The following is a 21497-nucleotide window of genomic DNA, read 5'->3' on the forward strand; positions in this document are numbered from 1 at the left end:
CGGCTCCGCCTACAGCTCGGCGAGACGGGCTTCGAGAATCTGGGCCACGCCATCGTCGGCGAAAGCCGGTGCCTGGTAGCGCGCGGCTCCGATCGCCTCGGGGTGGCCCGATGCCATGGCGTACCCGTGGCCGGCCCACTCGAGCATCTCGATGTCATTGGGCATGTCGCCGAAGGCAATCACGTCCTGCGGGTCGATGTTCAGCGAAGAGGCGTAGCCCGCCAGGGTCACGGCCTTGTTGATGCCCGGCTGCGCCATCTCCAGCAGAGCTACGGTAGGCGCCGAATGGGTGACTGCTACGAGGTGGGACACCGCGTCCTGCACCTCGGCCAGGAAAGCATCCGGATCCAGGTCCCGGCCGCGGGCCAGGAACTTCACCACCGCGTCCCCTTCCGTCAGGGACTGTTCCAGCAGCATCGGCTCGATCCCGTCCAGCAGCTCCACCGACCCCTGCTCCACGAAGCCCGGTTCCAGCTGGAAGCCGAAGGTGGTTTCGGCGGCGAAGGTAGCGCGCGGATGCAGCCGCAGAATGATCTGGCGGGCCTGGAAGATATTGGTGTGCGGCAGCGTCTTGGCCGAGATGACCTCGCTGCGGACCAGGTCGTAGACCACCGCGCCGTTGGAACAAATCACGGTGCCTTCGTGGCCGATCTGCTCGCGCAGCGGATCCAGCCAGCGCGGCGGACGGCCGGTGACAAAGACAATTTCGACGCCGGCAGAAGCCGCGTCCTTGAACGCCCGGACTGTGCGGGCGCTGATTTTCCCGTCCCGGCCAATGATGGTCCCGTCCAGATCACTGGCAATCAAGCGCATACAGCCCAGTCTATGCGTCACCCGCTGTTTCAGCGGGCAAGTTCGTTCCGGGTGGGAGGATTGGCACCCGCGCGGGAAACGGTGACGGCGGCGGCGCTGGCCGCGAAGTCCAGGATTTCCCGCAGGACATCGGCGGACAGGTGCTGTAAATGCTCGCGGCTCCGGGAACCTGCCAGCCCGCGCTCCACGAGTGCCGCCAGCAGCGCGGCCATGAAGGAGTCCCCCGCGCCGACCGAATCCACCACTTCGACCTCAGGCACCGGGGCTTCGGCCGCGCCGTCGCGCACCACGCCCCACGGACCCCGGGCTCCCTTGGTCACCACGACAATGCCCGGTCCGCGGGACAGCCATTCACGCGCCGATTCCTCCACCGGACGGTCCGGGTAGAGCCACCGGAGGTCTTCCTCGGAGGCCTTGACCAGATCGGCCAGCGCCACGAACTTCTCGGCCTGCCGGCGGGCGAAGTCCCGGTCCGTGATCAAGGTAGGCCGGCAGTTCGGGTCATAGCTGATCAGGGCCCGCGGATGCGCCCGCTGGACCGTGGCCAGCACGGTGTGCGCCCCCGGCTCGAGCATGGCGGCAATCGAGCCGGTGTGCAGCCAGAGCGTTTCCTCGAGCAGCCTCGGCAGGGCCGTCTCCAGCGGCGGCAGTTCCCACAGCAGGTCGAAGGTGTAGTGCGCGGCGCCGGTCCGGTCCAGGGTCGCCCTGGCAACGCTGGTCGGCTCGCCGTCGGCAGCCAGCGGCGTGAGCACCGAGTTGGCACGCAGGTGATGGAGGATCCGGGCGCCATGGTCATCACGGCCGTACCGCCCGACGAACTGCACCGGCTGGCCCAGCCGAGCCAGCCCCACCGCGACATTCATCGGGCTGCCACCCACATGGACACGCTCGGCAGAGGTATCGCTCGAGACGACGTCGACCAGGGCTTCACCGATAACTGTCAGCACAGTGTCAACGTAGCAGAGCACGCGGGTCGGCGGCAGGGGTATGCCTGGCGTCAGCCCAATGTCTGAAGCACGGTGCGGATCTTCTCGAAGGCCGCCGATCCGGGGTCGATGATGTCGAAGTGGTCCCCGGGCACCCTGACGAGTTCCGCGCGGCCGCCTGCTGCTTGGGCCGCGGCCACATAGTTTTCGGACAGCTCCACCGGCACTGCGTCGTCGGTCTCCGAGTGGAACGCGTAGACCGGGACGGCCAGCGGGACCTGCTGGAGAGGGTCGGCCCAGCGGAACCGCTGCGGCTCACCGTCCGGGCCGCAGCCCAGGAAGTTTTCCACCGCCTGATCGCTCAGGCCCAGTTCCCAGGCTCGCCGCAGGTCCAGCACACCGGCCTGGCTCAGCACCGCGGAGATTCCAACCGCCGGATCCGCTCCGGGCACCCCGGCGGGCAGCGACGCACGGCCGCCGGCCCACGCAACCAGGTGTCCGCCGGCCGAGTGACCCAGCGCCACCACGTTCTCCACCGGGAACGCCAGCCGGCCGCCCAGCTCGGCGAGCAGATCGATGCCGGCCCCCACGTCGTCGAACGTTCCGGGCCAGCCGCCGCCGTTGCCGGCGCGGCGGTATTCCAGGTTCCAGCACACGTAGCCGCGCGAGGCCAGGTCGCGGGCCGCCGACTCGCCCAGGTCCAGACCATAGCGGGAGCGCCAATAGCCCCCATGGATAATAACCACGACGGCGTCATGTGTGCGTCGCGCGGGCAGGTACAGCTGGCCGTACTGGCTGGGATCCGGTCCGTAGCTATAGCTGGTGCAGTCCATAGGCAGGACTCTAAGTGGCGGCCGTGGTGCTCACAACTCCGTTGTCTCCGTTGCCCGACTCGGCGTCCTGGCGCTGCGTGGTCCCGCGGAAGCGCATCTTCCACGGCACCGGAACCTTTCGTCCTTGTTCGCCGGCTTCGCCCTTCAGCCGGGCCAGCAGTAGATCCACCGCCAGGTGCTCGGAGGGATCCGGGCCCACCGTGCTCAGCGCGGGATCCGAGTTCTTCCCCAGCTGCGAATTCTCCACCCCGATGACCTCCAGCTGGTCCGGGATTTCCAGCCCCTTCCACGTGGCCGCTCCCGAGACGCACAGTGCCTCAAGATCAGCCGTGGTGAAGAATGCGGTGGGAGGATCCGGCAGCGAGAGCAGTTCCAGCGCGCCTTGGAAGGCCGTGCGCCAGGAACCGCCCGAGGCGCGGACCAGCGAGTCGTCGAGCTGCACGCCGATCTGCTCCAGGGCGGTACGGAACAGTTCCAGCCTGGTGCCGCGCGGACCCGGGGCGGAGGTTCCGCGGTGGATCACGCCGATCCGTTTATGCCGGCCGCCCAGGTACTCGGCCGCCTCCGCGATCCCGCCGGCGGCGTCCACCGAAAGCACATCGAAGCCCTGCGGCTCGAGGAACTGGGACACCACCACCTGGGCCACCCCGCGTTTGGCGAGGTCCAGGATGGTCCGGGTTTCATCCTCGGTTTCGTTGCTGAAACCGAGGATGACGCCGTCGGCTCCGCCGGAGAGCATGAAGTTCCGCCAGGCCTCCTGCCCCAGCAGGATCACCACCCGGTAGCCGTGGGCCGGCAGGATCCGGTTGGCGGTCTCCGCCAGCGCGCGGTCCCACGGCGACTCCATGTTCTCGATGACCACGGCAATTGTGTCCGTGCGTCCGCGGCGCATACCGCGTGCCGCGCTGTTGGCCACATAGCCCAGTTCCTTGGCCGCCTCGAGGACACGCGCTTTGGTGGGTTCGCTGATCCGTGTTGACCCGCCGCTGCGGCCGGACAGCACATATGACACTGTCGCCAGTGATACGCCGGCCTTTTCCGCGACATCGCGGATGGTCGGCTTAAATAGACTCCCCATGGTCCGTCTGCCTTCTCCCCCAACAGAATTTAATCCCCTGGCTAACAGCGTAGCCATTCATGGTTCATTTGACAGGGGTAAGGCTACGGAAACCTTTAACATTTATTGGGCGGACAGGATCCATTCGGTGATGGTGTCCGGGTCCTCGCCGAATTCACGGGTGTGGCGCAGTGCCTGCATGCGCAGATCCTGTAGCTGCTGGCGCAGTCCGGTGCGGGATGCACCCAGGGAAGGCACCCGGTCGATGACGTCGATGGCCAGCTGGTAGCGGTCAATGCGGTTCATCATGGCCATGTCGAACGGCGTGGTGGTGGTTCCTTCCTCGACGTAGCCGCGGACGTGCAGATTGTCATGGTTGGTGCGCCGGTAGGTCAGCCGGTGGAGCAGCCAGGGGTAGCCGTGGTACGCGAAGATGATGGGCTTGTCGGTAGTGAACAACCGGTCGAAATCCCGGTGCTCCAGGCCGTGAGGATGTTCCTTGGCATCCTGGAGGCGCATCAGGTCCACCACGTTGACCAGCCGCACTTTCAGCTCCGGTATCTGTTCACGGAGCAGCGCCGCCGCAGCCACCGCTTCCACGGTGGGCACGTCGCCGGCGCAGCCGAGGACCACATCCGGTTCCTCGCCGGGACGCTCGCTGCCCGCAAAGTCCCACACCCCGATCCCGCGTTCGCAGTGGTTCCGGGCTTCCTCCGGGCCCAGCCAGGTCAGCGACGGCTGCTTCCCGCAGACAATAACGTTGACGTAGTCGCGGGAGCGCAGGCAGTGCTCGGTGACGCAGAGCAGCGTGTTGGCATCCGGCGGCAGGTAGACCCGGACCACCTCGGGCTTCTTGTTCATCACGTGGTCGATGAAGCCCGGATCCTGGTGCGAAAAGCCGTTGTGGTCCTGTTGCCAGACGTGCGAGGACAGCAAGTAGTTCAGCGACGCCACCGGCTGCCGCCAGGGCAGTTCACGGTGCACCTGCAGCCATTTGGCATGCTGGTTGAACATGGAATCGACAATGTGCACAAAAGCTTCGTAGCAGTTGAACACGCCGTGCCGCCCGGTCAGCAGGTAGCCCTCGAGCCAGCCCTGGCAGAGGTTTTCGCTGAGCACTTCCATCACCCGGCCCGCCCGGCCCAGATGCTCGTCCACCTCGTCGAGCCGCTGCTGCCAGACCTTGTCCGTGACCTCGTAGACGTCCTGCAGCCGGTTCGATGCCGTCTCGTCCGGGCCGAAAATCCGGAAGTTTTCCGGGTTCAGCCGCACCACTTCGCGCAGCCATGAACCCAGGTTTTTCATTGGACTCACGCGCTCGGTTCCCGGCTGATTAACGACGACGGCGTGCCCACCGTAGGCGGGCAGCTTCAGGTCCTGCAGGAGCCGGCCTCCGTTGGCATAGGCCGTAGCGCTCATCCGCTTGTCGCCCTGCGGCGCGAGCCCGGCGATTTCCGCGCGCAGCCGGCCCTCGCCGTCGAAAAGCTCGTCCGGCCGGTAGGACTGCAGCCAGCTCTGTAGCTGGGCCAGATGGTCAGGGTTGGTCCGCACCTCGGACAGCGGCACCTGATGTGCCCGCCAGGTCCCCTCCACCGGTTTGCCGTCCACCTTTTCGGGTCCGGTCCAGCCTTTGGGCGAACGCAGCACGATCATCGGCCAGCGCGGGGCGTATTCCGACGGCGCGGCCTGGTCCGACCGGTGCTGATCCTGGATCTGCCGGATTCCGTCCAGGGCCTGCTCGAGGGCGTGCGCGAATTCCTCATGGGCGCGCACGGTGTCCCGCGGATCCTGCACGGTGACGAAGATCGGCTCGTACCCGTAGCCGGTCATCAGTGCGGCCAGCTGTTCCTGGGGCATCCGGGCCAGCACCGTGGGATTGGCGATCTTGTAGCCGTTGAGGTGCAGGATGGGCAGCACCGCGCCGTCCTGCACCGGGTCCAGGAAGGAGCTTGAGTGCCAACTGGCGGCCAGCGCTCCGGTTTCCGCTTCGCCGTCGCCGATGACGCAGGCCGCGATCAGTTGCGGATTATCGAACACGGCGCCGAAGGCATGGGCAAGCGAGTAGCCCAGCTCCCCTCCCTCATTAATGGAGCCGGGAGTTTCCGGCGCCGCGTGGCTGGGGATGCCGCCGGGATAGGAGAACTGCTTGAACAGTTCCCGCAGTCCGTCCTCGTCCTTCCCCACATGTGTGTAGATCTCCGAGTAGGTACCCTCCAGCCAGGCGTTGGCCACATTGGCCGGGCCGCCGTGGCCGGGGCCGGTGACGAAAAGGACGTCCTGGCCCTGTTCGGCGATCACCCGGTTCAGATGGGCGTAGATGAAGTTGAGCCCCGGCGTCGTGCCCCAGTGTCCGAGCAGCCGCGCCTTCACGTCCTCGGGTTCCAGCGGCCGGCGCAGCAACGGATTGTCGCGCAAGTAGATCTGCCCGGCGGAGAGGTAGTTGGCCGCCCGCCACCACAGGTTCACGCCGTCCAGGCTCCGCTGGTCCGAGCCCGGATTGGTGGTCAGCACTGCATTGTTCTCAGTCATGGAGCCTCCTTGGGGCGGTGGTGCGGTGGTGTCGCGACGGTGGTGCCGGAACGTCGGATCAGACCTCGACCACGACGTCGGATGGTTTCTTGTCCGGCCGGAAGCCGCGCCAGACGGGGTGGCGGAGTTTGCCGGCTTCGGTCCGTTCGCTGAACTGCACCTCGCCCACCAGGGCGGGCCTGACCCAGTGGGCGTCCGAGGCGTCCGCGGCGGGAACGTCGTCCAGCGGCGGGGTCTTGCGGGCCATTTTCTTCAGGCGCGCGCCCACGGCCGCCAGGTCCCGCTCGGTCAGGCCGGAGCCGACGCGGCCGAGGTAACGCAGGTCTGCTCCGTCCGGAATGGCCACCAGCAGCGAGCCGATCTTGCGTTCCCGGCTGCCCTTGCCGGGCCGCCAGCCCACGATGACCACTTCCTGCGTCAACTGGTTCTTGATCTTGATCCAACTCCTTGAGCGCTGTCCGTCCGCGTACGTACTGTCTACCCGCTTGGCCATCACACCTTCAAGGCCCAGTTCCTTGCTGGTGTCCACGGCATCCTGCAGCGAGGTGTCCAGGTCCGGCGGCACCTGGATGTGGCCGTCGCCGCCGGCATCCACGGCCTGTGCCAGTATCTCGCGGCGCTGGCAGTATTCCAGCGGGAGCAGCGATTTGCCGTCCAGCTGCAGCAGGTCGAAGAGCATCAGGTGGACCGGGGTCCGCGCCGCTGCCTGGTCGATGTCGCGCTTCTTGGTCAGCTTCATCCGGGTCTGCAGGAGACCGAAGTCCGGGCGGCCGGCCTTGTTAAGGGCCACGATTTCCCCGTCCAGCACGGCCGTCTCCGCGTGCACCCGATCCGGCAGGTCCGCCAGTTCGGGATAGCCGGCGGTCAGGTCGTTGCCGTTGCGGCTGATCAGCCGGACGGCGCGGTCCTCGATAACGGCGATGGCACGGATGCCGTCCCACTTCATCTCGAACGCCCACTGGTGTTCAGCGGTGATGTCCGCGGCGGAGCCCTGCGTTGCCAGCATGGGCTTGATGAACGTCGGCTCCACCTCCTTGGCCAGGTCATCGCCTTGGCGCCCGTGCGGCGTGCCTTTCCGGTACGTCCCGGGCTTCTGGTCCTTCATCAGGTGCATCAGCCAGTTGTTCTCGCCCTTTTCCCCGCCGGTGTGGATCAGGGCGTAGCGCCGCGGCGCCTCGGGACCGCCGTCCTTGCTGAGCCCGCCGCCCTCTTTGCCGTGCAGAATGACGATGACTTCCTTGCCGTCCCGCCACTTCTCCAGGTCGTAGGTGCCCGAATCCCAGATGTAGACCTCGCCTGCGCCGTACTCGCCCTTGGCGATGGTGCCCTCGAAGCTGCCGTATTCCAGCGGGTGGTCCTCGGTCTGCACGGCCAGGTGGTTCTTGCCCGCGCTGGTGGGCGGGCCCTTCGGCACGGCCCACGACACCAGGACGCCTTCACGCTCCAGCCGGAAGTCGTAGTGCAGCCGCCGGGCGTGGTGCTCCTGGATCACAAACGTGTTGCCGCCGCGGTCCACGGGCGGAGCCTCGGGGACGGGTTCGGCCGTTTTGGCCGGGTCACGCATGGACCGGTATTTGGTGAGCCGGTCGAAACCGTGCGCGGCCCCGGAACGGCGCGCCCCGCCGTCGTTGTTTGAAGGGTCCCCCCCGGCTTCCTCCACCGCCTCGGCCAGCGATTCCTCGTCCGCGGTCCCCGAGCCCATGCCTTCGAGCAGGTCCCCGAGCTCGGCGACGCGCTCCAGCACCTGCAGATAGTCCAGGTGCGCCAGGTCCGGGTCATCGAGTTCCTCCCACGTGCGCGGCGCGGCGACCATCGGGTGGGCGCGCCCGCGCAGCGAATAAGGGGTGATGGTGGTCTTGTTCCAATGGTTCTGGCTCCAGTCCAGCAGGACCTTGCCCCTGCGCAGCGTCTTTTTCATGTCGCTGACCACCAGGTCCTTGTGGTCCGCCTCCAGCACGCGCGCCAGTTCATGCGCGACGGCGGACACCTCCTCCGAGGTCTGCTTCCCGTCCAGCGCGGCATACAGGTGGATGCCCTTGGAGCCGCTGGTGACCGGCCGCGGATCCAGCCCCATCCCGGCCAGCACGGCGCGGACCAGCCGTGCCACCTCGGCGCATTCGGCCAGCCCGGCGCCCTCCCCCGGGTCCAAGTCCAGCACCAGCCGGTCCGGATTGTTGATCTTGCCCCGCGGCCCGAACTTCCACTGCGGAACGTGGATCTCCAGCGCCGAGATCTGCGCCAGCCAGGTGAGGGTGGCCAGATCGTTGACCATCGGGTACACGTTGGTCCCGCTCTTGTGCTCGATGGCGTGGCTCTTGACCCAGGCCGGCGCGTGTTCCTCCAGGTTCTTCTGGAAGAACACCTCCCCGGGTTTGTCCGCCGTGCCCACCCCGTTGACCCAGCGCTTGCGGGTGACCGGCCGGTGCGCGGCATGCGGAATCAGGTACTCGGCAATCCGCGAGTAATAGTCCAGCACTTCGGCCTTGGTGGTGCCGGTTTCGGGGTAAATCACCTTGTCCAGGCTCGTCAGCTTCAGCCGGTGTCCGTCCACCGTGACCAGCTGGCGCTGGCCGGAGCTTGTCTGGGCCATAGGCTTAGTCTGGCCAATATTGTGGCCGATGGCTAGTAATTGCCAGCATGCTTGGTGTTGTATTGATCCATGAGAGCCATCTGGAAAGGGGCTGTCGCTTTCGGCCTGGTCAACGTCCCGGTCAAGCTTTACAGCGCCACGGAAGACCATGACATCAAGCTGCACCAGGTCCATGAGAAGGACGGCGGGCGGATCCGGTACCAGCGCCGCTGCGAGGTGTGCGGGGAAATCGTCGAGTACAAGGACATCGACAAGGCGTACGACGACGGCGAGCAGACCGTGGTGCTCACGGACGAGGACCTGGACTCGCTGCCGGTGGAAAAGAACCGCGAGATCGACGTCGTGGAGTTTGTCCCCAGCGACCAGATCGATCCGATCATGTTCGACCGCAGCTACTATCTGGAGCCGGATTCCAAATCGAGCAAGGCCTATGTGCTGCTGCGCCGGACGCTGGAGGACACGGACCGGACCGCGGTGGTGAAGTTCGCGCTGCGGCAGAAGACCCGGCTGGCTGCGCTGCGCGTCCGCGGCGATGTGCTGATGCTGCAGACGCTGCTCTGGGAGGACGAGGTCCGCGAGGCCGCGTTCCCCTCGCTCGAGGAGGACGTGCGGGTTTCCGCGAAGGAACGCGAAATGTCGGCGGCGCTGGTGGAATCCTTCTCCAGCGACTTCAAGCCCGAGGACTTCACGGACGAGTACCAGGAGCAGTTGCGCACCCTTATCGAGGCCAAACTCGAGCAGGGCGAAACCCTGGACACTGAGGCAACCTTCGGCGAAGAGGGCGAGGAAGAAGGCGGCAAGGTCCTGGACCTGATGGAGGCTCTGCGCCGCAGCGTCGAGAAGAACCGCGAAGGCAAGAAGCCCGCGGAATCCAAGCCAAAGGCCGCCGCCAAGTCCGCCTCCAACTCTTCGGCTAAATCGGAGGACACCAAGGAAAGACCGGCCGCGAAGTCCGCCGCCAAGACGTCCTCCTCGAAAACCAAGGCGAAAAAGGGCGCTTGACGAACAGCTAACGACGCCATTTTCGCTACAGGACGAGTTCCTGTCCCGGGGTGGGGATGCGCAGCGAGTCGCCGAGTCCCTTGGCTGCGAACTCCGCGCGGAGCTCCTTGTGGCCCTCGCTGAAGTGCGTCCATCCCTCGGCATGGACCGGCACGACCGCCGGTGTCCGGAGCTTCGCCGCCGCCTCGGCCGCGGCCCCGGCCGTGAGGGTCAGCGGAGCGTTGTCGAAAATCCCGATCCGCGCCGCGCCGGTGAAGAGCACTGCCACGTCCACGGGGGCAAACCGCTCCGCAATGGTCCCCACCACAGCCACCGAGGCGTTGTCGCCGCTGACGTAAACCGTGGGCAGGTCGGCCCCGGACAGCACGAAACCGGTCACTGTACCCGTGACTGGCTCGCAGCCTTCGGGACCGTGCAGGGCGGGAACGGCCGTGATGGTGAGGTCCTGCTTGCCGGCGGCTTGCAGCGTGGTTTCCTCCCAGGCCGACATGCCGGTGACGGCCGGGATGCGCCCGGCGGCCTCAGGCGTACCAAAGACGGTGCACCCGCCCGATTCGACCAGCTTGCGCCCGGAGTTGTCCAGGTTGTCGGCATGCTCGTCATGGGACAGCAGGACGACATCCACGCCGGGCAGGTCAGCGAGTTCGACGGCGGGGCCGGAGGTCTTCACGAGGGTTCCGGCCGGAGTGGGGTACTCCTGGGGCGGGTCAAAGGTCGGGTCGGTCAGGAAGGTCCATCCGCCGAGCTTGAAAAACGCCGTGGGACCGCCGATATGAGTGAGTGCTAATTTATTCATACCTCCACCATGCCGCCCCGGGAGTGCCCTGGCCAGTGCTACTGCCGGTAACCCTCCACTTCCTCAACCGGGCGGGTGTGGGCCTCGTCGGGGTCTTCGCCGGCACGGCGCTTGGCCCGGCGCTGGCGCAGCAGATCCCAGCACTGGTCCAGCTGTTCTTCCAGCCGCGCGAGCTCCCTTGCCCGTGCCTCTGCCTGCTCGTTGTCCACGATGCCGCCCTCGCGGAGTTGCTGCTCCTCTTCAATGAGCTCTTCGATCCGGCGGTGGATTTCCTGGTCCATGTCCATTACCTCCTGCAGTAGTTGGCGTCGACTCTCAGGCTACTGAGCATTTGCACCGCAGACCATAGCCGGGAGCTGACCTACACATCTCCGCCGGCCAGCAGGCGGTCCACTCCTGCCGCATCAAGGATGGGCTGGCGGTATTCCTCGCTGAGCACCTTGCGCACCATATGTCCGTAGTCGTCCCTGTTCGAGGCCATGGCATCCGCGGCATAGGCCACCTTGAAGTTATTGGCGAAGGCATCGGCCGCGGTCTGGGCCACACAATTGTGGATGGAAACCCCGGCCAGCACCAACTGCGCCGCTCCGAAATTGCGTAGCCGCAGCAGCAAGTCGGTGCCCTGGAAAGCACTGTCCCGCGTCTTGACCATCCGCGGCAGATTCTCATACCGCAGCCCCGGGAGGAACGCGGCCTGCTCACTGCCGGAGAAGATGAAGCCCTGGTCATCCTCGAGCATGCTCAGGGTCCAGGTGGATTTATCCCGCTCGTGTTCGGTGCACACCATCAACACGGGAACCGAGGCTTTTTGCGCCTGCCCGATGAGGTGGTTGCAGGCATCGACCAACTGTCCCTGCCGTTCTCCCAGGGCGGGATCCTCGAAATAGGCGTTCTGCATGTCGATGATCAGTACAGCGGTATTCATAACGTAGCCCGGCCTCCCGAAACCTCTTTTGCGGTCTGTATTGAAAGTAAGCTTACTGATCTCTTGACGGAAGCCACGCAACAAGGTGGGGTGGAGTTAGCAGCGGAAAGGATCACCATGAAATCCCTTTGGCTAGACACGGCGCCGGACATCGCCTCGGATTTCTACGAGCCCGGTACCGAATATGACAGCGTGATTGTCGGTGCCGGCATAACCGGCCTGACCACCGCCGTCCTGCTGGCGCGGGCCGGGCACCGGGTAGCCGTACTTGAGGCCCGCAGCACCGGGGCCGTCACCACCGGCAACACCACCGCGAAGGTCTCCCTGTTGCAGGGCCGGCAGATGTCCAGCATCAGCTCCCACCACGGCGCCGAGACTGCGCGTGCCTACGTGGATGCCCAGCGCGAAGGGCAGTCCTGGCTTCTGCGCTTCGCCGAGGAACACGGAATCGATTACCAGCGCCGTGACGCTTATACCTATGCCAACACGGGCAAAGGGGTCGATGACCTCAAGAAGGAGTTGGAGGCCAGCGCCGAAGCCGGCCTCGGGGTGGAGTACGTGGACACGTCCGCGGAGCTACCCTTTCCGATTGCCGGAGCCATCCGGCTATCTGGCCAGGCCCAGATCCACCCGCTTCAAGTGCTCGCCGGGTTGGCCGCGGAACTACGTGAACGCGGCGGCGTCCTGGTTGAACGGGTACGCGTCACCAACGTCACCGGCACCCGGGCTACGTCCGGATCCAAGCAGGCGGCCGGCGGCAGCGCGGGCCGCAAACTCACCGTCCACGCGGAGGCCGGCCAGGTGACCGCGGACCATGTTGTCCTGGCCACCGGCACGCCCATCCTGAACCGCGGCGGCCATTTCGGCTTACTCAAGCCCCAGCGGTCCTACGCCACCGCTTTCAATGTGCCCGGCCCCATTCCCGAGGGCATGTACCTCTCGATCGATTCCCCCGCCAGATCCCTACGCACCGCCGAGAACGCCGGCCGGCAGGTCCTGATCGTGGGCGGCAACGGGCACAGCGTGGGCCGGCAGCAGCACACCAAAGGACAGCTGGAGGATCTGGTCCGCTGGGCGCAGAACACATTCCCTGGCGCCGATCTGACGCACAGCTGGTCCGCGCAGGACTACAAACCGGACGGGGCCGTGCCCTACGTGGGCAAGCTGTCCTTTGCGGAGGACCGTATCTACGTGGCCACAGGCTACAACAAATGGGGCATGACCAATTCGGTGGCGGCCGCGCTGTCGCTGACCTCGCTAATCCTCGAAGGGGCCAAGCCCTGGGCCAGGGCACTGTACAAGACGCGGGTGGCCCCGCAGGATGCCTTCTCCACGGTCCAGACCAATGCAGCCGTGGGCGTGGAACTGGTCAGCGGCTGGCTCGGCGGACTGGTCCGCACCTCGGAAACCGCACCGCCGGAAGGCCAGGGCACGGTGGTTCGGGACAATGCCCGGCCGGTGGGCGTGAGTACCGTGGATGGCAATACCCGGCGGGTGAGTGCGGTCTGCACACATCTGGGCGGGGTGCTGTCCTGGAACGACGCCGAATGCACCTGGGACTGCCCGCTGCACGGCTCGCGTTTCAGCGCCGACGGCACTGTGCTGGAAGGCCCAGCCACGCGGGATCTGGATAAGAAGTAAGCAGGAAACCCATTTGCCCTATCCGACGTCGGAGGGAGCCATCTTTGTGCACGATTCGTTCCCGGTTACCCTAAAGAGGATGGCTCCCCGACTTTTCCCCACCTTGGCCCTGACCTCTGCTGCCCTGCTGGCCTTGACGGCCTGCGGCTCCGACTATCCGCTGGGACCGGAGCAGGAAGCCGCTGCCCAGCACGGTTCCGATCTGACCGGAACCCTTTCGGGCTCCGGTTCGTCCGCCCAGAACGCGGCGATGGATGCTTGGCGCGCGGGCTTTAACCTGCTTCATCCTAAGGCGCAGGTCCAGTACTCCCCGGATGGTTCCGGTGCCGGCCGGACCGCATTCCTGGCCGGTGCCGTGGAATTTGCCGGATCGGACGCCTACCTTGACGCCGAGGAGATGGAACGCGCCAAGGAGGTTTGTGGCCCCGAAGGCGCGTTCAACGTCCCCGCCTACGTCTCCCCCATCGCCGTCGGCTTCAACCTACCCGGCATCACAGAACTGAACATGGACGCGGCCACGATAGCGGGGATCTTCAAGGGCGAGATCACGAACTGGAGCGACCCTGCCATCGCCGAGCAGAACCCCGGCGTGAAGCTGCCTGACCTGCGCATCACGCGGGTGAGCCGCGGCGATGATTCGGGAACCACCGAAAACTTCACGGAGTACCTGCATGCCGTGGCTCCGGATGTCTGGACGGCCGAACCCAGTGACGCCTTCCCGTCGGAATTTGTTGCGGAGAACGCCCAGGGCAATACCGGCGTGGTCAGCATGGTCGCCCGTACCGAAGGCGCTGTGACCTACGCAGATGATTCTGCGGTCGGACCCCCACTGGGCAAAGTAAACCTCAAAGTCGGCGACGATTACGTGCCGGTCAGCTCCGAGGGCGCGGCCATCGCCCTCGACGAGGCCGAACCGGCAGAGGGGCGCCCGGAGTACGACCTCGCACTGGAACTTGACCGGACCACCACGGCCGAAGGCGCCTACCCGCTGCTGCTGGTGTCCTACCACGTCTGGTGCACAGCCTACGATGATCCGGAAAAGATCGAACTGATCAAGACCTTCGCCAAGTATGTCCTCAGCCCGGAAGGCCAGGCTGTTGCGGCCGATTCGGCCAAGAGCGCCCCGATCTCGGAGCGGCTCTCGGAGCGGGCCATCGAGTCGGTGGAAAGAATCAGCGCCCGCTAGATCCTGCCTCCGTCGACTCTCCGGTCTCCGGACTGCCGCCGGCCGGCTGGTCCTTGCCTGCGGCAGGGTCCTGAACCGGTATATCGTGCTGCTCGGTGAACCCCGGCGGGAACCCGCCGCCGGCGGTGCCGCCATAGTAGTCCCGACTGCCCAGGCCGTGCTCGGAGGCAGGATGGTGGGTTTCCGCGCCGCCGGTCTCCACATACTGCTTGAACCGCCACAGCTCGTTGCGCACTTCGCGGTGGTCCGAACCCAGGGTGGCCCCGGCCTTTTCCAGCATCGACCCGGGATGCCAGTCGATCCGCACGACCATCCGTGTGCGGCCGGGATCGAGTTCAAGGAACTCCACCGAGCCCTGGTGCGGCACCCCTTCCACGGTTTCCCAGGCCATGCGCTGGCCCGGTAGCTCCTCGGTAATCTTCGTCTCGAACTCCCGCCGGACTCCACCGACCTTGGTGGTCCAATGGTGGGTCACGTCATCTTCCCGGATGACCCGCACCACGCCATGCATGAAGAGCCCGAATGCCTCGAACCTGGCCCACTCGCGGTAGGCTTCGGCTGCCGGGGCGGCGATCTCGACTGTCTGCTCGATCTTGGCCATGATTCAACCTTCTTCTTCCAGCGGTCCGATTTGGCGGCCGACGGGGTGGGTCAGCGCCCTGCTGCGTTCCGGCCCGTCTCATCGGTGTCCGGATCGGGCTCATTGTCCGGGTCATTCAGAGTTCCGCCGGGGACATCCTGGAGCGGAACCTTGGAGGTCTCGCCGAGTGCCGGATCATCCAGGAGCGGCTTGTCCGACCGCGCGGCGGGGTCTTCGATAGGCAGGTCGTCCTCGTTGGTGCCTCCCGGCGGAAACCCGCCGGCCCCGGTGCCGCCGTAGTAATCCCGGCTGCCCAAGCTATTGTCTTTCTCCCCGGTCCCGCCCGTGGATGCACCCGTTGCCGCATCGGCCCCGGCAGTCCCGGAGGTTCCGGTCGAAGCATCATCAGGATCGGTCGTTTCATTGACACTTGCCATGATCATCCTCTTCCAGTTGGATACTGACTTGAAACCGTCGTGCTTCAGAGAGTGGCCGCCTATTTCCAACGGTACATAACATGACCAGTACCGGCAACGAAGTAGTAAGACTGCTGAGGATCCGCTCCGGCATACGGCAAAAACGAACGCCCGCCCCGGAATGGGAGCGGGCGTTCGCCTCAGCGGGCCGGCACGGCCGGCGGGTGCTTTCGGATCAGTTGGCCGGCAGCACGAACGCGGCGTCGACCGTGATGGTGACCTTGTCGCCCACCAGCACGCCGCCGGCTTCGAGGGCCGCGTTCCAGGTGATGCCGAATTCCTTGCGGGAAATCTGCGTGCTGGCGGAGAAGCCGGCGCGGGTGGAGCCGAACGGGTCCACGGCCATTCCGCCGAACTCGACGTCGAACGTCACCGGCTTGGTGGTGTCCTTGATGGTCAACTCGCCGCCCAGCTTGAACTCCTCCGGGCTGCCCTGGACCTCGTTGGCCTTGAAGGTCATGTGCGGGAACTGCTCCACGTCGAAGAAGTCGGCGCTCTTGACGTGGCCGTCGCGGTTGTCGTCGTTCGAGTCGAAGGACGCGGTCTTGACCGTGGCCTCCACCGAGGACGCAGCCAGGGAATCGCCGACCACCAGCGTGGCGTCGGCCTCGGTGAACTGGCCGCGGACCTTGCTGATGCCGGCGTGGCGGACCACGAAGCCGATCTCGGTGTGCGAAGTGTCCAGATTCCAGGTTCCGGGAGTGAGTTCAAAAGCCATAACGGTGCCTCCTAGGCGTAGATGCCGGGATGCCTCCCTGCAATAATCATGCATATGCATCTAGTATGTCCTCTATTTAGTTGATGTGTCAACCGACCTCGGAGGAACCGCCCGTCCTCCAGAACTTGATCCGCCTACTTCCCGGTGAATTCGGGCTTCTCCTTCGCCAGGAAGGCCTTGGTTCCGATCCGTGCGTCCTCGGTAGCAAAGGCCGCTCCGAACGCCTTCCGCTCCACCATCAGCCCCTCAGCGGTCGGCAGACCCGCGGCAGCATCCACAGTGCGCTTGGCGTTGGCGACGGCGGCCGGAGACTTTCCGGCGATCTCGCGGCACGTGGCCGCAGCGGCGTCGAGCATATCGTCCTTGCTGTCGAACACCGCGTTGACCAATCCGATCCGGTAAGCCTCCTCGGCCCCGATGGTCCGCCCGGTGTAGATCAACTCCTTGGCACGGGCCAGCCCCACCAAGTGCGGCAGGCGCACGGTAGCGCCGAAGCCGGGGATGAGGCCAAGGTTCACTTCGGGTTGGCCGAACTTGGCGTTTGCCGTGGCATAAATGAAGTCGCAGCCCATGGCCAGCTCCAGTCCACCGCCGAGCGCGAATCCGTTCACACACGCCATCACGGGAATAGCCAGTTGTTCGAGCGACCGGGTCAGGTCCTGCATGCCGGCGCTGTAGTCCCGGGCCTGGGCCGGGGTCATGTCGGCCATCTGCCGGATGTCTGCTCCCGCCGCGAACGCCTTCTCCCCCGATCCGGTGATCAGGATGCTGCGCACTTCCGCGCCTTCGGGCGACTGGACGTCCGCCACGAATTGGGTCAGGTCGGCCACCACCTGCGTGCTCAGCGCATTGAGCGCCTCCGGCCGGTTGATCACCACGGTGGCCAGCTCGCCGAGGCACTCCAGCTGGATGGTTTCGTACGTCTTCTCCATGGGCATTCCCTTCCGGATCCTTTCGGGCTAAGCCCGGCTCTGCAACAGCGCGACGGCGTCCGCCACCTGCGCTTTTCCACCGGCTACATACCAGCGGTAACCATTTAAATGCACGACGGCGGTGTCCCCGCCTGCCGCTTCCACCAGGGCTTTGCCCGGGAGCCAATCCCATTCCGGCAGGCCCTGCTGGAACCACACACCGAAGATACCGGCCGAAGTCGCCGCCAGCTCACAGGACGCCGACCCCCAGGTACGGTACGTGGCCGCTCCCAGCACGGCTGCCATGTAAGGCTCGGCCGCGGCAGGATCCCGCAGGTACGTGTGGTGGAGGTACGCGGAAGCGCAGCTTTGGTCCAATGGGGCGCTCATGGCCTCATCGGTCCGAACGCCGTTGCGGGTGGTCGGCAGACCGTCCCCGCCGATCCACAGCGCATCCTCGGCGGGGTGGTAGATGGCACCGAGCAGGCCGCCGTCGTCACTCTTGAGGGCGATGGCAGCACACCAGTAGGTGCCGCCGGTAAAGAAGTTGTAGGTCCCGTCCACCGGGTCGATGACCCAGGTGCGCCCGGAAGTGCCCGTGTGGCTGGAGCCTTCCTCACCGAGGATGCTGTCGTCGGGACGGACCCGGCGCAGGGTCTCCACCACCAGCTGCTCGGCCGCATGATCTGCTGCGGTGACGACGTCGGAAATGCTCGTCTTTTCCTCGAACGTCACCACGGCGGCACGCATTCCTGCCGCCAGTGTGCCCGCGGAGCGCACCAGCCAGGCGGCGAGCTCGGCGTCGTCAAGGTGTTCGGGGATCTCGGGTGAAGTCATAGCTCCACCCTAATGGCGAAGCCGGTCAGCCTCTGCCGCCGGGCGCCGGCGGGTCAGCGGCCGCCCTTGCGCGGGCCTTTGCCCCGCGGCTTGCCGCCCTTTGCCGGCCCACCCTTTGGCTGCCTGCCTTTTGCAAAGCCGCTTTTGCCGGAGCCGCTCTTGGCCTTGCCCGCCGTTTGGCCTCCTTTTGGCTGGCTCCCCTTCGCCTGGCCTGCTTTGCCGCCGCTTCCTCCGGCCGGCTTGCGTCCGGCTTTAGAGTCCTTCTGTCCGGCCTCCTGTTGGGCGGACGGTTGCCGGGAGCTGTTGGCGGTGCGGCCGCGGACAATCCCGATGAACTCTTCGATGGTTTCGTTGGTCCTGTCGGTTATCCAGGCCACCCCGATTTGCGTTTCGGGAGCGCCCGACAGGGGCCTGTAGACCACGTCTTTGCGGTTGTGCAGCCTCGCCACGGACATCGGCAGGATCATCAGTCCGGCACCGGAGGCCACCACTTCCACGCCGGTCTTGGCTCCGCCCATTTCCACCGGATCCAGGAAGTTCTGGCCGTCCAGCTCGGCCAGCGGCACGTCGTCGTCGTAAAGCTCTACGTCGTGGTCTTTGGGCGCGACCACCACCGGCACCTCTGTATATAAGGGGATGATGCTCAGGCCCTCACGGTCCACCGGCAAGCGCACAAAGCTAAGATCCGCCCGGCCATCCCACAGCACAGCGGCCTGTTCGGCTTCTTCGCAAGCGAAAACGGTGAGCGGGACGTCCGAAACGCGTTCTTCCCAGCGCCGGACCCACTTCCCCGGCGTCACGCCGGGCACGATCGCTATCTTCAAGGCCGGCAGCGGCGGTACTTGTGCATCCATGCCGCTCCTTCCGGCCGGCCTGGCCGACGTTTCGTCTGTTCCGGCGCCGGCCGCGCAGGCAGTCCCAGCGAGGGGCCGCACCAAGCTCTTCAACACCTTAGCCCAAGACAGTTACGCTTGAGCCATGACAAGCGCGAAATCCTCCCAGTCCATGAAACCTGCCACGGCAGCCAAGAAGCTGGGCATTTATCTCCCGGCCGCCCCGCAGGAATTCCAGGACAACCCGGTGTCGCGCGAAGAGTTCAGCGAACTCCAGTCCAATCCGCCGCAGTGGCTTGAAGAGCTGCGCCGCAGCGGTCCGCATCCCCGCCCCGAGGTGGCCCGGAAACTCAACGTGTCCATCAGCGGTCTCGCCCGCGGCGGGGTCACCGAACCCCTGACGACGGCGGAAATTACCGCGCTGCTGCAGAACCCGCCGCAGTGGCTGGTCGCCGAACGTGCTTCGTTCGCCGCGGTCCGTGCCGAGGAGCTGCGTCTCAGGGACGAAGCCAAGAAGGACGAAGACAAGAAAGCCAAGTAGCCGGTACCGCACTCTCCGTCCGGCCGTCCAGCCGTCCGGCTCTCGGCGCCGCGGCGGACGAAGAGTGCGGCGTCGGCCGTCAGTCCTGGTGGAGCTGGATCAGGTTTCCGCAGCTGTCATCGAAGACCGCTGACATCGCACCGCTGGGATCCACCTCCGGTTCCCCGGTGAACTTCACACCCTTTGCTGTGAGCCGCTCATATTCCGCCTGCACATCGGGAACGCCGAAAACAATGGCGGCCATACCGGCGTCGTACACGCCCTTCATATAGGCCTCGCCAATAGGGTTGTCGCTCGGTTCCAAGAGCAGGCCGGCGCCTTGCCCCTCGTCCGGCGACTTAACGATGAATAACTGGTGTTCCGGCATCGCCATGAGTTCCTCGAAGCCCAGCGTTTCGGTGTAGAACTTGAACGCTTCGGCGGGGTTCTGGACATGGATGCTACACATTTTGATACGCATGCCGTGAAGACTACCTCGGCCGTCGCGCTGCGGGGAAGGCGCGGGAGCGTCTCGGGGCACGCCTTAAACACTTCAGCCCCGGTCCGAAGACCGGGGCTGAAGTTCTGCGTGCGCGAGGGGGGATTTGAACCCCCACGCCCTTTCGGACACTGGCACCTGAAGCCAGCGCGTCTGCCGTTCCGCCACTCGCGCGCAACTTCCTTGCAGATCGTTTCCTGCAAGAACAGCGAGATCAATACTAGCCTGAAACCTGCCGAAATTCCCAATCGACCGATTCACGCACCAAAACCGAGGGCGTTGAGAAGCGCGCCCAAGTCCATTGGGACAGGATGCGGGCCCTTGCATCCCCTGAAACACACGGCTTCTCGCGGGCAAGCCACCGGAACGTGCACGCCGAGTTGAACGCCGCCGCTCGCTCTGGAACACTGCCGGAGACGGAAAATGGAGCATGAGCACCCAAGGTGACCTTCGCCACTGCACCGCAACTTTCGGTGGCGGGGAAACGTTACCGTTAAAGCCTTTTGGACCAGTCACAAGTAGTATCGAAGTGGATAATCGTCCTACGGGCGTGCCCTCGTGGCATGCGCGGACCGCTATACCAAGGAGAGGAGGCAGCCAGTGGGCTTACTGGATAACGTTGAACGCGGCATCGAAAAGATGGTCCGCGGTGCCTTCTCGGTGGGCGGAAAAGGCCAGGTCCAGCCGGTGGAAATCGCGAGCCGTCTGCGCCGCGAGCTCGACAACCGCTCCATCACTCTGGCCCAGGGACGCACGCTTGCCCCCAATGTATTCGAGGTCCGGCTCAGCGGTGCTGATTACGCCATGGCCCAGCAGTGGGGCTCTACCCTGGCGGAAGAACTGTGCGATGTGGTGATCAACCACGTGAACAGCCAGAAGTACACGCTGCAGGGTGCGGTACGCGTTTCCTTTAATCAGGACGACGAACTCAAGCCCGGGGATTTTGAAATCGATTCCTCGGCGGAAAAGTCCGGTGCTGCGCCGGCGTCCCAGCCACGCAGACCGGCCACGCCGGCGGCGCCTGCCCGCCAACCCACCAGACTTCAGCCCGTCCTGGAGATCGAAGGCCAGCGCTATTCTTTGAACGCACCATCCATTATTCTCGGCCGGTCATCCGAAGCGGATATCCTCATCGACGACACGGGGGTCTCCCGCAAGCATCTTGAAATCCGTACGGAAGGTGGATCCGCCACTGCCGTGGATCTCGGCTCCACCAACGGTAGCTTCGTCAATGGCCAGCGCATCCATGGCCAGGAGGACCTGTCTGACGGGACCGTGATCACGATGGGCCGTACCCGCATTACTTTCCGTCTGCTGCCGGCACGGGGCGGCGGGGCCTGATGGACGATCTGGTAGTAACCGCCCTGCGCTTCGGATTCCTGATCTTGCTCTGGCTCCTGATCATCAGCATCATCTCCGCACTGCGCCGGGACCTGATGATCGGCAAAAAGGACAAGACCGGTGCCCCGACGGCACGACAGGCTCGCAAGAATCCGGATCTGGCCGAGCAGCATGCCGCACCGCCGCGCGTTCAGGCGCACAGACTGATCGTCGTCGAAGGCCCCCTGGCAGGCAAGACGCTTGACCTCGCCGCCAGCCCGATCCTGCTGGGCAGGGCGCAGGAAGCAACACTCGTGCTCGAGGACGATTATGCGTCCGGCCGCCACGCCAGGTTGTTCCCTCAGGGCAGCCGCTGGTTCATCGAGGATTTGGGTTCCACCAACGGAACCTACTTAGGGGATACGCAACTGACACGCGCCCTGCCGGTTGAACCCGGCGCTCCCATCCGGATCGGTAAGACGGTCATTGAATTGAGGCCATAGCC

General features: G+C 65.5%; 22 protein-coding genes and 1 tRNA gene. 6 read left to right on the plus strand and 17 right to left on the minus strand.

The window, feature by feature from the left end; genetic code table 11:
- Positions 1–9: 9 nt before the first annotated feature.
- The 6 genes from B0G38_RS01320 to B0G38_RS01345 all read right to left on the minus strand — a co-directional run bounded on the left by B0G38_RS01320 (position 10) and on the right by B0G38_RS01345 (position 8748).
- Positions 10–813 carry an HAD family hydrolase gene (locus tag B0G38_RS01320; protein WP_264667760.1) on the minus strand — a complete coding sequence of 268 codons (804 nt, stop codon included), beginning with the start codon at positions 811–813 and terminating at the stop codon, positions 10–12.
- A gap of 29 nt (positions 814–842) precedes the next feature.
- A complete protein-coding gene (locus B0G38_RS01325) occupies positions 843–1760 on the minus strand; it encodes a carbohydrate kinase family protein (RefSeq protein ID WP_264667761.1) in 918 nt (305 codons plus the stop codon).
- 50 nt (positions 1761–1810) lie between these two features.
- On the minus strand, positions 1811–2572 hold the full coding sequence (locus B0G38_RS01330; RefSeq protein ID WP_264667762.1) for an alpha/beta hydrolase family protein: 762 nt from the start codon (positions 2570–2572) through the stop codon (positions 1811–1813).
- 10 nt (positions 2573–2582) lie between these two features.
- Complete coding sequence (locus tag B0G38_RS01335; RefSeq protein WP_264667763.1) at positions 2583–3650, minus strand: LacI family DNA-binding transcriptional regulator; 1068 nt, start codon at positions 3648–3650, stop codon at positions 2583–2585.
- A 102-nt stretch (positions 3651–3752) separates the two neighbouring features.
- Positions 3753–6158 (minus strand): phosphoketolase family protein, encoded by a 2406-nt coding sequence (locus tag B0G38_RS01340; protein ID WP_264667764.1) that lies wholly within the window; start codon positions 6156–6158, stop codon positions 3753–3755.
- A 58-nt stretch (positions 6159–6216) separates the two neighbouring features.
- Entirely contained in the window at positions 6217–8748 is a 2532-nt protein-coding gene (locus B0G38_RS01345; protein WP_264667765.1) for an ATP-dependent DNA ligase, read from the minus strand.
- A gap of 69 nt (positions 8749–8817) precedes the next feature.
- Between B0G38_RS01345 and ku the strand changes: the two genes are divergently transcribed.
- The gene (ku, locus tag B0G38_RS01350; RefSeq protein ID WP_264667766.1) at positions 8818–9750 is read left to right on the plus strand and encodes a non-homologous end joining protein Ku; all 933 of its coding nucleotides are present in this window, start codon (positions 8818–8820) and stop codon (positions 9748–9750) included.
- Between the two features lie 25 nt (positions 9751–9775).
- Here ku and B0G38_RS01355 read toward each other — a convergent pair whose 3' ends face one another.
- The 3 genes from B0G38_RS01355 to B0G38_RS01365 all read right to left on the minus strand — a co-directional run bounded on the left by B0G38_RS01355 (position 9776) and on the right by B0G38_RS01365 (position 11471).
- Positions 9776–10546: an MBL fold metallo-hydrolase gene (locus B0G38_RS01355; RefSeq protein WP_264667767.1), complete on the minus strand. Its 771-nt coding sequence runs from the start codon at positions 10544–10546 to the stop codon at positions 9776–9778.
- 38 nt (positions 10547–10584) lie between these two features.
- Positions 10585–10827: a DUF2630 family protein gene (locus tag B0G38_RS01360; RefSeq protein WP_413542010.1), complete on the minus strand. Its 243-nt coding sequence runs from the start codon at positions 10825–10827 to the stop codon at positions 10585–10587.
- A gap of 80 nt (positions 10828–10907) precedes the next feature.
- Positions 10908–11471, minus strand: coding sequence for a cysteine hydrolase family protein (locus B0G38_RS01365; protein WP_264667769.1), 564 nt, complete (start codon positions 11469–11471; stop codon positions 10908–10910).
- A gap of 117 nt (positions 11472–11588) precedes the next feature.
- On the opposite strand from B0G38_RS01365, the gene B0G38_RS01370 reads away from it, so the two are divergent.
- Both B0G38_RS01370 and B0G38_RS01375 read left to right on the plus strand, forming a co-directional pair.
- The gene (locus B0G38_RS01370) at positions 11589–13112 is read left to right on the plus strand and encodes an FAD-dependent oxidoreductase (RefSeq protein WP_264667770.1); all 1524 of its coding nucleotides are present in this window, start codon (positions 11589–11591) and stop codon (positions 13110–13112) included.
- A gap of 79 nt (positions 13113–13191) precedes the next feature.
- Entirely contained in the window at positions 13192–14298 is a 1107-nt protein-coding gene (locus B0G38_RS01375; protein WP_264667771.1) for a phosphate ABC transporter substrate-binding protein PstS, read from the plus strand.
- Here B0G38_RS01375 and B0G38_RS01380 read toward each other — a convergent pair.
- The 6 genes from B0G38_RS01380 to B0G38_RS01405 form a co-directional block, all read right to left on the minus strand.
- Complete coding sequence (locus B0G38_RS01380; RefSeq protein WP_264667772.1) at positions 14285–14899, minus strand: SRPBCC family protein; 615 nt, start codon at positions 14897–14899, stop codon at positions 14285–14287. The two genes, B0G38_RS01375 and B0G38_RS01380, sit on opposite strands and share 14 nt — an antisense overlap.
- 50 nt (positions 14900–14949) lie before the next feature.
- The gene (locus B0G38_RS01385; RefSeq protein WP_264667773.1) at positions 14950–15315 is read right to left on the minus strand and encodes a hypothetical protein; all 366 of its coding nucleotides are present in this window, start codon (positions 15313–15315) and stop codon (positions 14950–14952) included.
- A gap of 214 nt (positions 15316–15529) precedes the next feature.
- Positions 15530–16072: a YceI family protein gene (locus B0G38_RS01390; RefSeq protein WP_264667774.1), complete on the minus strand. Its 543-nt coding sequence runs from the start codon at positions 16070–16072 to the stop codon at positions 15530–15532.
- A 134-nt stretch (positions 16073–16206) separates the two neighbouring features.
- Positions 16207–17004, minus strand: a complete 798-nt coding sequence (locus tag B0G38_RS01395; protein WP_264667775.1) for an enoyl-CoA hydratase/isomerase family protein — start codon at positions 17002–17004, stop codon at positions 16207–16209.
- A gap of 27 nt (positions 17005–17031) precedes the next feature.
- The gene (locus B0G38_RS01400) at positions 17032–17820 is read right to left on the minus strand and encodes an inositol monophosphatase family protein (protein ID WP_264667776.1); all 789 of its coding nucleotides are present in this window, start codon (positions 17818–17820) and stop codon (positions 17032–17034) included.
- 53 nt (positions 17821–17873) lie between these two features.
- The gene (locus B0G38_RS01405) at positions 17874–18674 is read right to left on the minus strand and encodes a LysR family substrate-binding domain-containing protein (RefSeq protein ID WP_264667777.1); all 801 of its coding nucleotides are present in this window, start codon (positions 18672–18674) and stop codon (positions 17874–17876) included.
- Positions 18675–18798: 124 nt separating this feature from the next.
- Between B0G38_RS01405 and B0G38_RS01410 the strand changes: the two genes are divergently transcribed.
- Positions 18799–19194, plus strand: a complete 396-nt coding sequence (locus tag B0G38_RS01410) for a DUF5997 family protein (RefSeq protein WP_264667778.1) — start codon at positions 18799–18801, stop codon at positions 19192–19194.
- A 79-nt stretch (positions 19195–19273) separates the two neighbouring features.
- Here the strand turns inward: B0G38_RS01410 and B0G38_RS01415 are convergent, their stop codons facing one another.
- Positions 19274–19654 carry a VOC family protein gene (locus tag B0G38_RS01415; protein ID WP_264667779.1) on the minus strand — a complete coding sequence of 127 codons (381 nt, stop codon included), beginning with the start codon at positions 19652–19654 and terminating at the stop codon, positions 19274–19276.
- Between the two features lie 109 nt (positions 19655–19763).
- Positions 19764–19846, minus strand: a tRNA-Leu gene (locus B0G38_RS01420).
- Positions 19847–20272: 426 nt separating this feature from the next.
- Between B0G38_RS01420 and B0G38_RS01425 the strand changes: the two genes are divergently transcribed.
- Positions 20273–21013, plus strand: coding sequence for an FhaA domain-containing protein (locus B0G38_RS01425; protein WP_264667780.1), 741 nt, complete (start codon positions 20273–20275; stop codon positions 21011–21013).
- Entirely contained in the window at positions 21013–21495 is a 483-nt protein-coding gene (locus B0G38_RS01430; RefSeq protein WP_169992157.1) for an FHA domain-containing protein FhaB/FipA, read from the plus strand. Before B0G38_RS01425 ends, B0G38_RS01430 begins: the two co-directional genes overlap by 1 nt.
- Positions 21496–21497: the final 2 nt, after the last annotated feature.

Source organism: Crystallibacter permensis (genome assembly GCF_025960875.1).
Lineage (GTDB): Bacteria > Actinomycetota > Actinomycetes > Actinomycetales > Micrococcaceae > Crystallibacter > Crystallibacter permensis.

Excerpts from the sequence above, each read along its gene's own strand:
- B0G38_RS01415 (WP_264667779.1), bottom strand. The coding sequence starts at position 19,654 with ATGCGTATCAAAATGTGTAGCATCCATGTCCAGAACCCCGCCGAAGCG.
- B0G38_RS01395 (WP_264667775.1), bottom strand. The coding sequence starts at position 17,004 with ATGGAGAAGACGTACGAAACCATCCAGCTGGAGTGCCTCGGCGAGCTG.
- B0G38_RS01390 (WP_264667774.1), bottom strand. The coding sequence starts at position 16,072 with ATGGCTTTTGAACTCACTCCCGGAACCTGGAATCTGGACACTTCGCAC.
- B0G38_RS01360 (WP_413542010.1), bottom strand. The coding sequence starts at position 10,827 with ATGGACCAGGAAATCCACCGCCGGATCGAAGAGCTCATTGAAGAGGAG.
- ku (WP_264667766.1), top strand. The coding sequence starts at position 8,818 with ATGAGAGCCATCTGGAAAGGGGCTGTCGCTTTCGGCCTGGTCAACGTC.
- B0G38_RS01340 (WP_264667764.1), bottom strand. The coding sequence starts at position 6,158 with ATGACTGAGAACAATGCAGTGCTGACCACCAATCCGGGCTCGGACCAG.
- B0G38_RS01400 (WP_264667776.1), bottom strand. The coding sequence starts at position 17,820 with ATGACTTCACCCGAGATCCCCGAACACCTTGACGACGCCGAGCTCGCC.
- B0G38_RS01320 (WP_264667760.1), bottom strand. The coding sequence starts at position 813 with ATGCGCTTGATTGCCAGTGATCTGGACGGGACCATCATTGGCCGGGAC.
- B0G38_RS01405 (WP_264667777.1), bottom strand. The coding sequence starts at position 18,674 with ATGGATGCACAAGTACCGCCGCTGCCGGCCTTGAAGATAGCGATCGTG.
- B0G38_RS01335 (WP_264667763.1), bottom strand. The coding sequence starts at position 3,650 with ATGGGGAGTCTATTTAAGCCGACCATCCGCGATGTCGCGGAAAAGGCC.
- B0G38_RS01330 (WP_264667762.1), bottom strand. The coding sequence starts at position 2,572 with ATGGACTGCACCAGCTATAGCTACGGACCGGATCCCAGCCAGTACGGC.
- B0G38_RS01385 (WP_264667773.1), bottom strand. The coding sequence starts at position 15,315 with ATGGCAAGTGTCAATGAAACGACCGATCCTGATGATGCTTCGACCGGA.
- B0G38_RS01345 (WP_264667765.1), bottom strand. The coding sequence starts at position 8,748 with ATGGCCCAGACAAGCTCCGGCCAGCGCCAGCTGGTCACGGTGGACGGA.
- B0G38_RS01355 (WP_264667767.1), bottom strand. The coding sequence starts at position 10,546 with ATGAATAAATTAGCACTCACTCATATCGGCGGTCCCACGGCGTTTTTC.
- B0G38_RS01430 (WP_169992157.1), top strand. The coding sequence starts at position 21,013 with ATGGACGATCTGGTAGTAACCGCCCTGCGCTTCGGATTCCTGATCTTG.
- B0G38_RS01370 (WP_264667770.1), top strand. The coding sequence starts at position 11,589 with ATGAAATCCCTTTGGCTAGACACGGCGCCGGACATCGCCTCGGATTTC.
- B0G38_RS01375 (WP_264667771.1), top strand. The coding sequence starts at position 13,192 with ATGGCTCCCCGACTTTTCCCCACCTTGGCCCTGACCTCTGCTGCCCTG.
- B0G38_RS01410 (WP_264667778.1), top strand. The coding sequence starts at position 18,799 with ATGACAAGCGCGAAATCCTCCCAGTCCATGAAACCTGCCACGGCAGCC.
- B0G38_RS01380 (WP_264667772.1), bottom strand. The coding sequence starts at position 14,899 with ATGGCCAAGATCGAGCAGACAGTCGAGATCGCCGCCCCGGCAGCCGAA.
- B0G38_RS01365 (WP_264667769.1), bottom strand. The coding sequence starts at position 11,471 with ATGAATACCGCTGTACTGATCATCGACATGCAGAACGCCTATTTCGAG.